Below are 14,354 nucleotides of genomic sequence, written 5' to 3'. Positions count from 1 at the left end.
GCAGGACGACGGGCGCGGCGCACGTGCGCGGCGCCCGCTGCGGTCATGCGCCCTTTGCGACCTCTTCCGGCTTCATCTCGACGATCTTGTCGAGCGCGGCCCGCACGTCGGCCGCATATTTCGCGAGCACCTTCTGCTCGCCGGTCTCGGGCACGAACGGCGGCACCGGCACCGGATTGCCGTTCTCGTCGACCGCGACGAACACGACCAGGCAATCGGTCGTCTGGCGCAGCACGCCGCCCTTCGGATCGCCGGCGTGCACGGACACATGGATGTGCATGCTGGTGCGGCCCGTCGCCACGACACGCGCCTTCAGCTCGACCAGATTGCCGACCAGGATCGGACGCTGGAAACGGATGTTGCCGACGCTGACCGTCACGCAATAGCGGCTCGACCAGACGGCCGCGCACGCATACGCGACCTCGTCGATCCACTTCATCAGCGCGCCGCCATGCACCTTGCCGCCGAAGTTCACGGACGAAGGCTCGGCGAGGAAGCGGAATACGGTTTCGGTGCGGTCGAGGGCGGCCGGCACGGGGGACGGTTGGGACATCGTTGTGGCTCCAGGCGGCAGGGGCGCTGTAATCGGGCCATTATACGTTGCACTGCGGCAACACGTCGCGGCAAGCCCCGCGTGGCGCGGCTGTGGCCGCCTACCCGGCCCGCTCACGGAGCAGCGCCGGTCAGCGGCGCACCGTGATGCCCTGGTCGATCGTCCCGTACATCTCGATACTGCCGCTCCGCTCGCCCATCGCGCCCGCGCCACCCTGCGCACAGGCCGCACAGACGAGCGCGGCTGCCAACACACACAAAATCGTCTTCATCGTTGCATCGTGTCACGTGCGGCGGCCCGCTGCCGCCGCGTCCGGCCATTCTACGCGCGCCCCGCGACGGGCCGCAGTCCTGCCTGCCGCCGGGACGCGACGGCTGCATCCGACATTTCATCCAGATACGAAACATCGAATGCGCGCACCGTCTACACTGCAATTCATCCCGCCTGACGAGACACGACGATGACCGATCAAGACGACCACCACTTTCCGGGCCTGAGCCGCATCGGCGCACTGATCGCCGATCCCGGGCGCGCCGCGATGCTGTGGGTGCTGATGGACGGCAGCGCACGACCGGCGGGCGAGCTGACGATGATCGCCGGGCTGTCGCCGTCAGCGGCAAGCGCACACCTCGCACGGCTGACCGAAGGCGGCCTGCTCGCGCTCGACATCCGCGGCCGGCACCGCTACTACCGCATCGCGTCGGCCGACATCGCGGCCTCGCTCGAAGCGCTCGCGAACGTCGCCCGCGCGGCCGCGCCGCATCGCCCGGTTCCGCCGCCGTCGCGCACGGTCCCGGCCGAGCTGCGCTATGCCCGCACCTGCTACGACCACATGGCCGGCGAACTCGCGGTGCGCATCTTCGACGGCCTCACCGCGCGTGGCTGGCTGCTCGCCGACGGCGACGCGATCGAGACCACCGAGCTCGGCGCCGAGGCACTCGCACAATGGGGCATCGACGTCGCACAGCAGCGCACGCGCCGACGCCGCTTCGCGTGCGGCTGCCTCGACTGGAGCGAGCGGCGCTCGCATCTCGGCGGCGCGCTCGGCGCGGCGCTGCTCGAGAGCTTCTGCGCGCACGGCTGGATCGAACGGGCCGCACGACCGCGCGTGCTGCGCGTCACGGTGCCCGGACAACAGGTTTTCGACGGGTGGCTTACGTCCGCTTGACGCCCGCATTGCGGCTGTACGACAACGGCGCACGCTGGACAGGTTTTGTTACATCGCGAGCCATTCGACTTACAAAACACCGAGCATTGAAACAGGCCGAGCAGATATTGTGAACTCAACGGCACGAATCGACGCGCCGCGACAACGACGATCACGCTCACCATGGCCACCCTGTTCACGCTCAAGCGAACCGCCCGCTGCACGCTGCTCGCGTTCGCCGCGCTTGCGGCACTGCCGCCTGCATTCGCGCAATCGGCCGACGCGCCACCGTATGCAGCCGCGGCACGGCAACCGGGCGGCGATCCGCCCGGGCGCGTCGCCCGGCTCAATTACCTGTCGGGTGCCGTGACGGCCGAACCGGCCGGCGCCGATACGTGGTCGTATGCGGCCGTGAACCGGCCGCTGACGACCGGCGACCAGCTCTGGAACGATGCCGGCGCGCGCTCGGAACTGCACATCGGCTCGACCGCGGTGCGGCTCGGCGAATCGACGAGCCTGTCGGTGCTCAACCTCGACGACACGACGACACAGCTGAAAGTAGGTCTCGGGACCGTCTCGACGCACGTGCGCGATCTGCCGGCCGGTGGAACGTACGAAATCGACACGCCCAACCTCGCGCTCGGCATCACGGGCCCCGGCGACTATCGCGTCGATGTCGCACCGAACGGCGCGAGCACGACGGTGACGGTACGCAGCGGCAGCGCGACCGTGTACGGCAGCAACGGACAATACCCGCTGTCGCCCGGACAGCAGGTCGTGTTCACCGGCACCGACCTGCAGGTCGCGCAGCAATCGGCCGCGCCGGGCCCCGACGCGCTCGACCAGTGGGCCGCCAGCCGCGACGCGGCCGAACAGCGCTCGGTGTCGGCCCGCTACGTGTCCCGCGACGTTCCCGGCTATCAGGATCTCGACGCGAACGGCACGTGGCGCGAAACCCCGAATTACGGTGCGGTATGGGTGCCGAACGACACGCCGGCCGACTGGGCGCCGTATCACGACGGCCACTGGATCTGGCAGGCACCGTGGGGCTGGACCTGGGTCGACGACCAGCCATGGGGCTTCGCGCCGTATCACTACGGCCGCTGGGCGTACGTGGACGACAGCTGGGCGTGGGTGCCGGGCCCGATGGTCGTCAGCCAGCCGCCCGTCTATGCGCCGGCGCTCGTCGCGTTCGTGGGCGGCGGTGGCGGCCCCGACTGGAGCGTCGCGCTCACGGTCGGCGGCGTCGCCGCGGCCGGCTGCGCCTGGTTCGCGCTCGGCCCCGGCGAACCATGGCACCCGGGCTGGGGCGGCTGGAGCCCGCACTACTACGACCGTGTGAACCGCAACATCGTGGTGAACAACGTCAACGTGAACAAGACCGTGAACGTGACGAACATCACCAATATCACCAACATCAACAAGACGTACGTGAACTTCCGTGCGCCGCACGCGATCACGGCCGTGCCGGCCTCCGCGTTCGTGCACGGCCAGCCGGTTGCGCATTTCTCTCAGCACGTCGATCCGCGGCAATGGCGCAATGCGCACGTGACGCCGGGCACGCCGGGCATCGCGCCGGTGCGCCAGAGCTTTACCGGCGGGCTGCGCAACGCCAGTTATCGTCCGCCGGCAGCGATCGCGCAGCATCCGTACATCGCGACGCGCAATCCTGCCGTGCCGGCCGCCTATCGCGACCAGGCCGCCGCCCATCTCGCGCAGCACGGCGGGCGCGTGCCGGGTGCCGGCGCGCCCGTCGCGAGGACCAGCGTGCCTGCCGACTACACGGCTCGTCCGGTACGCGTGCCAGGGAATCCGGGCGGCGGCGCCTGGGCGATGCACAACGTGCAGCTCGTGAATCCGCACGGCCCCGTCGTGCAGCCGGCACGCGCGCCACACGAAGGCCAGCCGCCCGCCGTGCAGGCTGGACGGCCGGGCGGTGTGCCGGTACCGGGTGTGCCGAATCTCGCGCGGCCGGAGAACGGCGGACATCCCGATGCGCCACACTTCGTCAACGGCGGCACGCGGCAGGCACCCGGCGGCAACGCCATGCCGCACCAGGCATTCGGGCCAGGCAACGGCGTCCCGCATCCGCCGGTAGCGAACAACGTTCCGTCCGGCATCGGCAATGCGCACGCAGCCGAGGCGCCGTCGCCCGCGTGGATGCAGCCGCACACGCCGATGGAACGTCAGCGCCCCGCGCCACCCACCGCGCTCCACCCGGCGGGACAGAATGCGCTGCCGCCGGTGCGCAGTGCAGCGGTCCCGCATCCGGAAGGCATGCCGTCGCCGCAGGGTACGCAGCCCGGCAGCCGGAACGAAGCGCCGCGCGCGCTGCCGCAACCGAGGTTCGACAATACGGCGCAGATTCCGCAGCCGCGTCCGCGCCCCGATTTCCCGACGCCGGCCCAGCATGCGCAGCCGCAACCGCATCCCGACTTCGCACAACCGGCGCCGCATCGCGAAATCGCCCCGCCGCGCGTGAACGAGTACCGTCCGCCGGCCCCCGCCGTGCATGACATGCCGCGCCCGCAGCAGATGCCGCGGATGGAACCACGGCCGCAACCCGCGCCGCATATGGAGCCGCGACCGCAGCCCGCACCGCGCATGGAACCACGTCCGTCGATGCCCGCCCCTCACGTGGAACCGCGGCCGCAACCGGCGCCGCACGTCGAGGCGCCGCGCCCGAGCAACCCGCCGCCGCAAGGCGGTCACGAAGAGCGGCATCGCCAGTAAGTGCCGCAAACGTGAAACAAAAAGGCCCGACCGGTGGCAGTCGGTCGGGCCTTTTTACAGGGATGCGGATCGATGATACCGAGCGGCCCGGGCCGCTCGATCAGACGGCCATCGGCGCGGTCAGCGGCTCATGGTGGCGGTAGCCGACGAGCGAGAAATCGGACGGCTCGATCTGCTCGAGCCATTCGGGCGCATACACACCCGTCTTCGCGTAATCGGGCACGCGCTCGGCAATCTCGAGCCGCGGGCTTTCGTACGGCTCGCGCGTGAGCTGCCGCTGCAGCATGTCGAGCTGGTTCTCGTAGATGTGCGCATCGCCGATGAAATACGTGAACCAGCGCGGCGTGTAGCCCGTCAGCCGGCCGACGAGCGACAGCAGCGCGGCCCCTTCCGTCAGGTTGAACGGTGTGCCGAGACCGACGTCGTTGCTGCGGATGTACAGGCACAGCGAGATTTCGCGCGTCGTCGCGTTCGGCAGGAACTGGTACAGCAGATGGCACGCGGGCAGCGCGATCTGGTCGAGCACGGCCGGATTCCACGCGTGAAACAGGATGCGACGGTCGGACGGGTTCTCCATGATCGTGTCCAGGCACTGGCGCAACTGGTCGATCGCCTTGTACAGCAGCACCTTCGGTACGCCGTCTTCGTCGAAGCGCGTGACGATCCGGAAGCCGCGGCGCGTCGCATCGGCGATCTGCGCGTCGGCGCCGGCGTCGAGCACCTTGTAGCCCGGCCACTGGCGCCATTGCACACCGTACACGTCGCCGAGATCGTCGACGCCCTGGCGATACGGGTTCGCGAGCCACTGGGCGTTCTCGTTCGCGTTCGCGTCCCACACCTTGCAGCCGAGCGCGCGGAACTCGGCCGCGCTGCGCGACGCGCGCAGGAAGCCGACCAGCTCGCCGATCGCGGACTTGAACGCGAGCTTCTTGGTCGTCACGGCCGGAAAGCCTTGCTGCAGGTCGAAGCGCAGCATCGCGCCCGGCATGCTGATGGTGCGGATCCCCGTACGGTTCTCCTGCCAGGAGCCGGTATCGAGAATGGTACGGACGAGATCGAGATACTGTTTCATGCGGGTTCCTTCGGCCGCGAGGGCGGCCGTACCCGCCAATTTTAGCAAGCGTGGTGCGGAAGCTCCGGCAACGGCGCCGAAAACCCTGCCAGCGTGTCGCCGCGATCGCGCATGCCGTGCGCGCACATCAGCCGGTAGAGCGTGACGCGCGACACGCCGAGTTCGCGTGCGGCATCCGCGAAACGGCCGCGATGGCGCAGCAGCGCCTGCTCGATCGCCTGCCGTTCGGCCGCCTCGCGGGCCTCCAGCAACGACACGGGTGCGAGCGTCGCGTAGTCGTTCAGCTCGAGATCGGCCGCGGTGATCATCCGGCCCTCCGACATCACGATCGCGCGGCGCACGCGGTTGATCAGTTCGCGCACGTTGCCCGGCCACGAATAGCCGTACAGCGACGCGACCGCGTCAGGGGAGAAGCCGCGCAGGCGGCGATGCGCATCGCCCTTGAAACGCTCGAGCATGTGGCGCGCAAGCACCTCGATGTCCTTGCCGCGCGCGCGCAGCGGCGGCTCCTCGATCTTCAGCACGCACAGGCGATGGAACAGGTCCTCGCGGAACCGCCCTTCGCGCAGTGCCGCCTCCATGTCCACGTGCGTCGCGCAGATCACGCGCACGTCGACGGGCACCGACACGTGCGCGCCGAGCCGTTCGATCTTGCCTTCCTGCAGGAAACGCAACAGGCTCGCCTGGCTTTCAAGCGGCAGATCGCCGATTTCGTCGAGAAACAGCGTGCCGCCGTTGGCGGCCTCGACACGGCCGATCTTGCGCTGGTTCGCACCGGTGAACGCGCCGCGTTCATAGCCGAACAGTTCGGCCTGCAGCAGCGTCGACGGAATCGCACCGCAATTGATCGCGATGAACGGCGCCTGCGCGCGCGACGAACGCTCGTGAATCGCGACTGCCGTCAGCTCCTTGCCGGTGCCCGACTCGCCGGAGATGAACACCGGTGCGTCGGTCGCCGCGACGCGACGGATCGTCCTGAAGAGTCCGAGCATCGCATCGCAGGTGCCGACCATCTCGCCTTCGCTGCGTCCGGCGCCGACGGGCGGTGCAACGGGATCGGTCAGCGCGACCATGCCGTGCGCATGACCGACCGTCTCGACGATCCGCGACGTTTCGTACGGCATCGTCACGTAGTCGAAGCAATAGTCGCGAATGAGATGGCGCAGCGTCGCGTCCTGCAACTGGCCGCGCCGTGTCGCCGCGATCCAGCCGATGTGCTGGATGCTCAGGCAGGCTTCGAGTTCGCGCAGATCCGACGGTTTGAAGCCCGGTGAAAAATCGAGCAGGCCGGCCGTTGCGATGCCGTGCTGCACGACGCGCCGCACATCGCGCACGGTCTCCGCGAGATCGACACGCCAGCCGCATTCGTCGAAATGGCCGCGCAACGCGTCGTTCGGTTCGCGCGAATAGTAGATCACGTGCCGCTGATCGGCTCCCATATGCTCACCCCGTTCATCAACCGTCTAACGATTGCCGCGCACGTTTGGTCACGTGCAAAAGGATCGAATCGGGTCAGCCAGAGGTGGCTCGATTCGCCATGCCGATGCGCGGCAACGACAAAGCCTCGCATGATGGCGCTTATCTCGCGTCCAGTTATTGTCTGATCAAGACAGCTTGGTTATAGGCACCGAGTACGACAAACCCGTTTCAGCGCCGACGGCGATGCGGCCCAATCGCTCGAGAGGTCGATGCAGGTCAATCATCTGCACATAGCACTTGCGCAGCGAGGGGCGCCTTCATCAACTCACGGGCCGATTTTCATCCTTGAAGCGTATCGAATGAATCCGCAGTATTCCCGAGCCCCCTCGTTTCACGTCTGAAACATTTTCAGTCGTTTTCAGCCACAATTCGCAACGCTTGAGCGCGAATCGCAATGGCGACAACGATCGCGGCACGATGGCATGCATTTCGCTGAATACGTAAATGATCGGAGACAGCGACCATGCGAAAACATCTTTTACTTTCTTTCGTGCCGCTGGCGTTTGCGCTGACAGCCGCCAGCCCGCCAGCACCGGCACACGTGGACGAAAACGCGCAGCCGGATCGTGCCATGCTGCTCGCCGATATCGCACCGAGCATGCAGCACGCCAACGGGTTCGGTATCGTGACCGTCTCGGCACCGCAACCGCTGCCGGTCGGCAAGGCTTCCGTGACGCTGTGGGACGAGATCCCGCCGCCCCAGTTGCCCACGCCGCTTCCGGTACCGCAACCGGGCGACATGCAGCACGTGATGGAAGGCAATGCCCAGGGCAATACACGTCAGTGAGGCCACACCGGCCAAATCAATAAGGATTGCATATTGAATCGACGATCCGGTCAGGCCGGATGCCGCCGACCGAAACCGGCATCGTCGATCTCGTACGCGAAACGTTTTTGTGCTCCGTCCCCCGGCGGGCACTCTTTTTATTCCGTTCGCCGCCGCGACGCACGCATCATGCGTCGCGGCGCGCAGCGCAACAGCGGATGCGCTTGCGCGTGGAATCCGGTACGCACCGCCGTTCCGGTAGAATCGGCGCCATCCCTTTTCCCCTCTTTCCCGACTCTCATGACGAAGTTGACCCTGATCGTCGCGCGTGCCCGCAACGGCATCATCGGCCGCGACAACCAGTTGCCCTGGAAACTTCCCGAGGATCTCGCGTTCTTCAAGCGCACGACGATGGGCGCGCCGATCGTGATGGGCCGCAAGACCCACGAATCGATCGGCCGGCCGCTGCCGGGCCGCCGCAATATCGTCGTCACGCGCGACGCCGCGCGCCGCTTCGACGGCTGCGACGCGGTCACGTCGCTCGCCGACGCACTGGCGCTCGCCGCGCGCGACGGGGTGCCCGAGGCATTCCTGATCGGCGGCGCGCAGCTCTACGCGGAAGGTCTCACGCTCGCCGACAAGCTGGTCGTCACCGAGATCGATGCCGACTTCGACGGCGACGCGTCGTTCCCCGCGCCCGACGCCGCGCACTGGCAGGAGGTCTCGCGCGACGCACACCAGGCTGCCGCGCCGAACACGTTCGGCTATGCGTTCGTCGTCTACGAACGCAAGCGCGGCTGACGCGTCATCCACGATGAAAAAAGCCCGACCGGCTCACACCGGTCGGGCTTTTGCGTTTTCTGGCGGCCTGCGCCGCGCGCCGCTTACTGCCCTGCGATCGTCATCTGCTCGATCAGCACCGAGCCCACTTCCTTCGTACCACGCACGATCGAATCCGCACCGATCGCGACGATATGGCGGAACATCTCCTGCAACGTGCTGGCGACGGTGATTTCCTCGACCGGATACTGGATCACGCCGTTCTCGACCCAGAAACCCGCCGCGCCGCGCGAATAGTCGCCCGTCACATAGTTCACGCCCTGCCCCATCAACTCGGTCAGCAGCAGGCCCGTGCCGAGCTTCTTCAGCATCGCGTCGAAGTCGTCGCCCGACTGCGTATTCGAGCTGCGCAACGCGAGGTTGTGCGAGCCGCCCGCGTTGCCGGTGGTCTGCGTACCGAGCTTGCGTGCCGAATAGGTCGACAGGAAGTAGCCTTCGACGACACCGTCCTTCACGACGCTGCGCGCACGCGTACGCACGCCTTCCTCGTCGAACGGCGCGCTGCCCATCGCGCGCGGCACGTGCGGATCCTCGACGACCTGGATGTGCGGCGCGAACACCGGCTTGCCGAGGCTGTCGACGAGGAACGACGTCTTGCGGTACAGCGCACCGCCGCTCACCGCCTGCACGAATGCGCCGAGCAGGCCGGCCGCGAGCGGTGCCTCGAACAGCACGGGAACCTTGCGGGTGTCGAGACAGCGCGCGCCCATTCGCGCGAGCGCACGTTCGGCCGCATAACGGCCCACCGCCTCGGGCGCGGCGAGGTCGATCGCGCTGCGCTTCGACGAATACCAGTCGTCGCGCTGCATGTGACGGCCGCTGCCCGCGATCGGCGCGCATGCGATGTAGTGACGCGAGTACGGGTAGCCGGAGAGGAAGCCGCGCGACGTCGCCAGCACGAACTGCGAATGCTGCGCGGATACGCTTGCGCCTTCCGAATTGCGGATCTGCGGGCTGACCGCGAAGGCCGCGTCTTCCGCGCGGCGGGCCAGCTCGACGGCCTCGTCGGCCGTCAGCGCCCACGGGTGGTACAGATCGAGGTCGCGCGGGTCGGTTTCCAGCAGCTCGGCCTCGGCGAGGCCGGCCGCTTCGTCCTCGGCCGTGAAGCGCGCGATGTTGTAGGCGGCCGCGACGGTATCCTTGATCGCGGCCGGCGAGAAGTCCGACGTGCTCGCGTTGCCGCGCTTCTTGCCGATGAAGACGGTCACGCCGACCATCTTGTCGCGGTTGTGCTCGATCGTTTCGACTTCGCCGCGGCGCACCGACACCGACAGGCCGTCGCCTTCGGAGATTTCGGTCGCGGCGTCCGACGCGCCGAGTGCCTTCGCATGGCGAAGGATGTCCGACGCGATTTCCTTGAGCTGGTCCTGCGTGTGCGGGAAATAGCGCGCTTGTACGTCGAGATTGGCTGCCATCGTCTTGGTATCCGGTGGCGGGCGGGCGCCCGCATGGTCAAAATGTTGCGTATCCCGCGATCATAGCAAGGTCCGGGGCCGGACACAGACAAGCTTGGGGGGTTCGCGCCGCGATACAATGCGGCCCATGACACGCAAAACCCGAATCCAGCCGATCGAGCATGCCGTCGAAGAAGACGACAATGGCTACGATCGCCCCAGCAAATCCCAGTTGAAGCGCGAGATGCACGAGTTGCAGGTGCTCGGCCAGGCGCTCGTCGATCTGCCGAAAGACGCGCTGAAGCGCATGCCGATGCCCGAAAGTCTCTCGGACGCCGTCCGTGAAGCGCGCCGGATCACCGATCACGAAGGCAAGCGCCGCCAGCTCCAGTACGTCGGCCGCGTGATGCGCTCGCTGACCGACGACGAAACGGCGGCGCTGCGCACCGCACTCGACGCGCAACGCGGCGTGAACAAGGCCGCGACGGCCCGCCTGCACTGGATCGAGCGCACCCGCGACCAGTTGCTCGCCAACGACGATGCGCTGACCGAGTTCCTGCGCCAGCACCCGGAAGCGGATATCCAGGAAGGCCGCACGCTGATCCGCAACGCACGCAAGGAAGCGCAGCAAGGCAAGCCGCCGCGCTATTTCCGCGAGCTGTTCCAGTGGATCAAGACCGCGAGCGGCACGCCCGATGCGGGCGAAGATGCGTCGGACGACACCGAAGACGACCATGACGACGAAGCGTAACCACCCGGACGAGCTCGTCGTCGGCCTCGTGTCGATCAGCGACCGCGCAAGCACGGGCGTCTACGAGGACAAGGGCATTCCGGCACTGCAGGAATGGCTCGCCGGCGCGCTCGTTTCGCCGTGGCGCGCCGAAACGCGGCTGATCCAGGACGATGCGCCGACGATTTCGGCCACGCTCGCCGAGCTCGTCGACGTCGCGGGGTGCGACCTCGTGCTGACGACGGGCGGCACGGGCCCCGCGCGCCGTGACGTGACGCCCGAGGCCACGCTGGCCGTGGCGACGAAGGAAATGCCGGGATTCGGCGAACAGATGCGGCAGATCAGCCTGAATTTCGTGCCGACCGCGATCCTGTCGCGTCAGGTCGCGGTGATCCGCGAGACGGCCGACCATGCGGCGCTGATCATCAACCTGCCCGGCCAGCCGAAGTCGATCCGGGAAACGCTCGAAGGGCTGCGCGATGCCGACGGCAAGTCGACCGTGCCCGGCATCTTCGCTGCAGTGCCCTACTGCATCGACCTGATCGGCGGCCCGTACATCGAGACCGACGCCGCGGTGGTCGCGGCGTTCCGGCCGAAAAGCGCGCGGCGCTGAGCGTTTGCCGGGCGCCGGGCGCGTGCCGGCCCGCTCAGGCAGCCGGTGCGGACTCGCCTGCCGGCGCCGACGCTGCCGGAATCAGGAAATGCTCGCGGTAATACTTCAGCTCGTCGATCGACTCGTGGATGTCCGCGAGCGCCGTGTGCATCGCACGCTTCTGGAAACCCTTGTAGATCGCGGGCTGCCAGCGGCGGCACAGCTCCTTGAGCGTACTGACGTCGAGGTTGCGGTAGTGGAAGAACCGCTCGAATTCCGGCATCCAGCGCGCCATGAAGCGGCGGTCCTGGCAGATCGAGTTGCCGCACATCGGCGACTTGCCCGGCGACACGTACTGCGCGAGGAACGCCTGCAGTTGCGCGGCGGCTTCCGCCTCGGTCACGGTCGATGCACGCACGCGGTCGATCAGGCCCGAGCGGCCATGCGTCGACTTGTTCCAGTCGTCCATCTTCGCGAGCGTTTCGTCGCTCTGGTGGATCGCGAACACGGGGCCTTCGACGGCCACGTCGAGCGTGGAATTGGTCACGACGACCGCGATCTCAATGATGCGGTCGTTATCCGGGTCGAGGCCCGTCATCTCCATGTCGAGCCAGACGAGGTTCAACTCGTTGCGCACGAGCGCGGGCTGGCTGGTGGGAGCGGCGGTATCGGTCATGAGTCATCCTGGAAAATGGCGGACGGCGCACGGCGCCGCCCGGGCGGCCGGCATCGCATCAGCGGGGCCGGTCCGCAAGAACATATAATTCTCGCATAGAACCCTTTGGCGCCTTCGATGTCACCCTTTTCGTTCACCCTGCTGTTCGCGCTCGCCGTACTCGCGATGGTCGTCACCAAGCTGTGGCTCGCGTCGCGGCAGATCCGCTTCGTCGCCGCGCACCGCAACGGCGTGCCCGCGCAGTTCAGCGCCACCATCCCGCTGACCGCCCACCAGCGCGCGGCCGACTACACGGTCGAGCGCACCCGTCTGACGATGCTTGAAATCGTCGTCAGCGCAGCCGTGCTGGTCGGCCTCACGCTGCTCGGCGGCGTCGGCGCGCTCGACACGCTGCTGACCGGCTGGGTCGGCCGCGGCTACGGGCAGCAGGTCGCGCTCGTCGCCGCGGTGCTCGTGATCACGAGCGTGATCGACATCCCGTTCGAGTATTACCGCCAGTTCGGGATCGAGCAGCGGTTCGGCTTCAACCGGATGACGAAACGGCTGTTCTTCACCGACATGCTGAAGAACTCGCTGCTCGGCGCCGCGCTCGGCCTGCCGCTGCTGTTCGTCGTGCTGTGGCTGATGAACCAGGCCGGCAGTCTGTGGTGGCTGTGGACCTGGATCGTCTGGGTCGCGTTCCAGATGCTCGTGCTGCTGATCTACCCGACCTTCATCGCACCGATCTTCAACAAGTTCGAGCCGCTGAAGGACGACGCGCTGCGCTCGCGCATCGAGTCGCTGATGAAGCGCTGCGGCTTCGCGGCAAAGGGGCTGTTCGTGATGGACGGCAGCCGCCGCTCCGCGCACGGCAATGCGTATTTCACGGGCTTCGGCGCCTCGAAACGGATCGTGTTCTTCGACACGCTGCTCGCGCGCCTGTCCGGCCAGGAAATCGAGGCCGTGCTCGCGCACGAACTCGGTCACTTCAAGCGCCGCCACGTGATGAAGCGGATGCTGGTGTCGTTCGTGCTGAGCCTCGTGCTGCTCGCGCTGCTCGGCTGGCTCGCGCAACGCACGTGGTTCTATACGGGGCTCGGCGTCATACCGTCGCTCGACACCAGCAATGCAGGCGCCGCGCTCGTGCTGTTCTTCCTCGCGATTCCGGTGTTCCTGTTCTTCGCGACGCCGTTCGGCAGCCTCACGTCGCGCAAGCACGAATTCGAGGCCGACGCGTTCGCGGCCAGCCAGACCGACGCTCAGGATCTCGTCAGCGCGCTCGTGAAGCTCTACGAGGACAACGCGTCGACGCTCACGCCCGACCCCGTCTACACGGCCTTCTACTATTCGCATCCGCCTGCGTCGCAGCGGATCGACCGCCTGCTGCAACACGCATGAGCCGCCCGACTTCCCGCAAGCCGGCCCCGCGCGCGTCGAGCGCGCAACGGGTCGAAGGCCGCGTGATCGCGGCGCACGGGCGTCACTACATCGTCGCCCCCGACGATGGCGGCCCGATGCTGCAGTGCTTCCCGCGCGGCAAGAAGAGCGACATCGCGGTCGGCGACCGCGTCGTGTACGAACTCGCGTCTGCCGACCAGGGCGTGATCGTCGAGATCGGCGAACGGCGCAACCTGCTGTACCGCTCCGACCAGTTCAAGTCGAAGCTGTTCGCGGCCAACCTCGACCAGTTGCTGATCGTGCTCGCGACCGAGCCCTATTTCAGCGAAGACCTGCTCGGCCGCGCGCTGATCGCCGCCGAAGCAAACGAGCTGAAGCCGCTCGTCGTGCTGAACAAGATCGACGTCGAAGCCGCGCTGCCGGTCGCGCGCGAGCGCCTCGCGCCCTACCGCGCGCTGGGCTATGACGTGCTCGAGCTGTCGGTGAAGGGTTCGCCCGACGACGCGCGCGCGCAACTGATGCCGCACCTCGCCGGGCATTCGACGATCCTGCTCGGCCAGTCCGGGATGGGCAAGTCGACGCTCGTGAACCTGCTCGTGCCCGACGCCGAAGCCGCCACGCGCGAGATTTCGGCCGCGCTCAACAGCGGCCGTCACACGACGACGTTCACGCGCCTCTACCCGCTGGAAGGCGGCGGTGCACTGATCGATTCGCCGGGCTTCCAGGAATTCGGCCTCTACCACCTGACGGAAGGCCGTCTCGAGCGCGCATTTCCGGAGTTCCGTCCGCTGCTCGCGGACTGCCGTTTCTATAATTGTCATCATCTGCACGAGCCCGGCTGCGCGATTCTCGAAGCCGTCGCCGACGGCCGCATCGCGCCGACGCGGCATGCGCTGTACGCGCAGCTCGTGCACGAGGCGAGCCAGATCGTCCGCTGAGCGCACGACATGCGCGCGGCGCCGGCCGGCATGCTGCGGGCCGGCCTTCACCGACAG

Annotated in this window: 14 protein-coding genes; 8 read left to right on the top strand and 6 right to left on the bottom strand. The window is 67.5% G+C overall.

Annotation, left to right across the window (positions count from 1 at the left end; genetic code table 11):
* Window positions 1–43: 43 nt before the first annotated feature.
* The gene (locus AC5LXK_RS05360; RefSeq protein ID WP_493390639.1) at window positions 44–553 is read right to left on the bottom strand and encodes an acyl-CoA thioesterase; all 510 of its coding nucleotides are present in this window, start codon (window positions 551–553) and stop codon (window positions 44–46) included.
* Between the two features lie 130 nt (window positions 554–683).
* Complete coding sequence (locus tag AC5LXK_RS05355) at window positions 684–824, bottom strand: hypothetical protein (RefSeq protein WP_493390638.1); 141 nt, start codon at window positions 822–824, stop codon at window positions 684–686.
* Between the two features lie 189 nt (window positions 825–1,013).
* On the opposite strand from AC5LXK_RS05355, the gene AC5LXK_RS05350 reads away from it, so the two are divergent.
* Together AC5LXK_RS05350 and AC5LXK_RS05345 are read left to right on the top strand one after the other, a co-directional pair.
* Entirely contained in the window at window positions 1,014–1,721 is a 708-nt protein-coding gene (locus AC5LXK_RS05350) for an ArsR/SmtB family transcription factor (RefSeq protein WP_493390637.1), read from the top strand.
* 162 nt (window positions 1,722–1,883) lie between these two features.
* Window positions 1,884–4,433 carry a DUF6600 domain-containing protein gene (locus AC5LXK_RS05345; protein WP_493390636.1) on the top strand — a complete coding sequence of 850 codons (2,550 nt, stop codon included), beginning with the start codon at window positions 1,884–1,886 and terminating at the stop codon, window positions 4,431–4,433.
* A gap of 100 nt (window positions 4,434–4,533) precedes the next feature.
* On the opposite strand, the gene AC5LXK_RS05340 is transcribed toward AC5LXK_RS05345, so the two are convergent.
* The gene (locus AC5LXK_RS05340; protein ID WP_493390635.1) at window positions 4,534–5,505 is read right to left on the bottom strand and encodes a thymidylate synthase; all 972 of its coding nucleotides are present in this window, start codon (window positions 5,503–5,505) and stop codon (window positions 4,534–4,536) included.
* A 41-nt stretch (window positions 5,506–5,546) separates the two neighbouring features.
* Window positions 5,547–6,944, bottom strand: a complete 1,398-nt coding sequence (locus AC5LXK_RS05335) for a sigma-54 dependent transcriptional regulator (protein ID WP_493390634.1) — start codon at window positions 6,942–6,944, stop codon at window positions 5,547–5,549.
* 503 nt (window positions 6,945–7,447) lie between these two features.
* On the opposite strand from AC5LXK_RS05335, the gene AC5LXK_RS05330 reads away from it, so the two are divergent.
* A complete protein-coding gene (locus tag AC5LXK_RS05330) occupies window positions 7,448–7,771 on the top strand; it encodes a hypothetical protein (RefSeq protein WP_493390633.1) in 324 nt (107 codons plus the stop codon).
* Window positions 7,772–8,050: 279 nt separating this feature from the next.
* Window positions 8,051–8,551: a dihydrofolate reductase gene (locus AC5LXK_RS05325; protein ID WP_493390632.1), complete on the top strand. Its 501-nt coding sequence runs from the start codon at window positions 8,051–8,053 to the stop codon at window positions 8,549–8,551.
* 83 nt (window positions 8,552–8,634) lie between these two features.
* On the opposite strand, the gene pmbA is transcribed toward AC5LXK_RS05325, so the two are convergent.
* A complete protein-coding gene (gene pmbA / locus AC5LXK_RS05320; RefSeq protein ID WP_493390631.1) occupies window positions 8,635–10,005 on the bottom strand; it encodes a metalloprotease PmbA in 1,371 nt (456 codons plus the stop codon).
* Window positions 10,006–10,132: 127 nt separating this feature from the next.
* Between pmbA and yjgA the strand changes: the two genes are divergently transcribed.
* Both yjgA and mog read left to right on the top strand, forming a co-directional pair.
* On the top strand, window positions 10,133–10,735 hold the full coding sequence (yjgA, locus tag AC5LXK_RS05315) for a ribosome biogenesis factor YjgA (RefSeq protein WP_493390630.1): 603 nt from the start codon (window positions 10,133–10,135) through the stop codon (window positions 10,733–10,735).
* Window positions 10,719–11,327, top strand: a complete 609-nt coding sequence (mog, locus tag AC5LXK_RS05310; RefSeq protein ID WP_080681382.1) for a molybdopterin adenylyltransferase — start codon at window positions 10,719–10,721, stop codon at window positions 11,325–11,327. The genes yjgA and mog overlap by 17 nt, the downstream gene beginning before the upstream one ends.
* A 34-nt stretch (window positions 11,328–11,361) precedes the next feature.
* Here the strand turns inward: mog and orn are convergent, their stop codons facing one another.
* Window positions 11,362–11,982, bottom strand: a complete 621-nt coding sequence (orn, locus tag AC5LXK_RS05305) for an oligoribonuclease (RefSeq protein ID WP_493390629.1) — start codon at window positions 11,980–11,982, stop codon at window positions 11,362–11,364.
* Window positions 11,983–12,099: 117 nt separating this feature from the next.
* Here orn and AC5LXK_RS05300 point away from each other — a divergent pair, with 117 nt between their 5' ends.
* Together AC5LXK_RS05300 and rsgA are read left to right on the top strand one after the other, a co-directional pair.
* Window positions 12,100–13,359 (top strand): M48 family metallopeptidase, encoded by a 1,260-nt coding sequence (locus AC5LXK_RS05300; protein ID WP_493390628.1) that lies wholly within the window; start codon window positions 12,100–12,102, stop codon window positions 13,357–13,359.
* Window positions 13,356–14,297 (top strand): ribosome small subunit-dependent GTPase A, encoded by a 942-nt coding sequence (gene rsgA, locus AC5LXK_RS05295; protein WP_493390627.1) that lies wholly within the window; start codon window positions 13,356–13,358, stop codon window positions 14,295–14,297. The genes AC5LXK_RS05300 and rsgA overlap by 4 nt, the downstream gene beginning before the upstream one ends.
* The last annotated feature ends 57 nt before the right edge of the window (window positions 14,298–14,354 follow it).

Source organism: Burkholderia pulmonis (genome assembly GCF_984667975.1).
This window is presented reverse-complemented; position numbering and strand designations above follow the sequence as displayed.

Bases quoted from the DNA above. Each gene is read 5' to 3' on its own strand.
- AC5LXK_RS05325 (WP_493390632.1), top strand. From the start codon at position 8,051: ATGACGAAGTTGACCCTGATCGTCGCGCGTGCCCGCAACGGCATCATC.
- yjgA (WP_493390630.1), top strand. From the start codon at position 10,133: ATGACACGCAAAACCCGAATCCAGCCGATCGAGCATGCCGTCGAAGAA.
- AC5LXK_RS05345 (WP_493390636.1), top strand. From the start codon at position 1,884: ATGGCCACCCTGTTCACGCTCAAGCGAACCGCCCGCTGCACGCTGCTC.
- pmbA (WP_493390631.1), bottom strand. From the start codon at position 10,005: ATGGCAGCCAATCTCGACGTACAAGCGCGCTATTTCCCGCACACGCAG.
- AC5LXK_RS05300 (WP_493390628.1), top strand. From the start codon at position 12,100: ATGTCACCCTTTTCGTTCACCCTGCTGTTCGCGCTCGCCGTACTCGCG.
- rsgA (WP_493390627.1), top strand. From the start codon at position 13,356: ATGAGCCGCCCGACTTCCCGCAAGCCGGCCCCGCGCGCGTCGAGCGCG.
- mog (WP_080681382.1), top strand. From the start codon at position 10,719: ATGACGACGAAGCGTAACCACCCGGACGAGCTCGTCGTCGGCCTCGTG.
- AC5LXK_RS05355 (WP_493390638.1), bottom strand. From the start codon at position 824: ATGAAGACGATTTTGTGTGTGTTGGCAGCCGCGCTCGTCTGTGCGGCC.
- AC5LXK_RS05360 (WP_493390639.1), bottom strand. From the start codon at position 553: ATGTCCCAACCGTCCCCCGTGCCGGCCGCCCTCGACCGCACCGAAACC.
- AC5LXK_RS05340 (WP_493390635.1), bottom strand. From the start codon at position 5,505: ATGAAACAGTATCTCGATCTCGTCCGTACCATTCTCGATACCGGCTCC.
- AC5LXK_RS05330 (WP_493390633.1), top strand. From the start codon at position 7,448: ATGCGAAAACATCTTTTACTTTCTTTCGTGCCGCTGGCGTTTGCGCTG.
- orn (WP_493390629.1), bottom strand. From the start codon at position 11,982: ATGACCGATACCGCCGCTCCCACCAGCCAGCCCGCGCTCGTGCGCAAC.
- AC5LXK_RS05350 (WP_493390637.1), top strand. From the start codon at position 1,014: ATGACCGATCAAGACGACCACCACTTTCCGGGCCTGAGCCGCATCGGC.
- AC5LXK_RS05335 (WP_493390634.1), bottom strand. From the start codon at position 6,944: ATGGGAGCCGATCAGCGGCACGTGATCTACTATTCGCGCGAACCGAAC.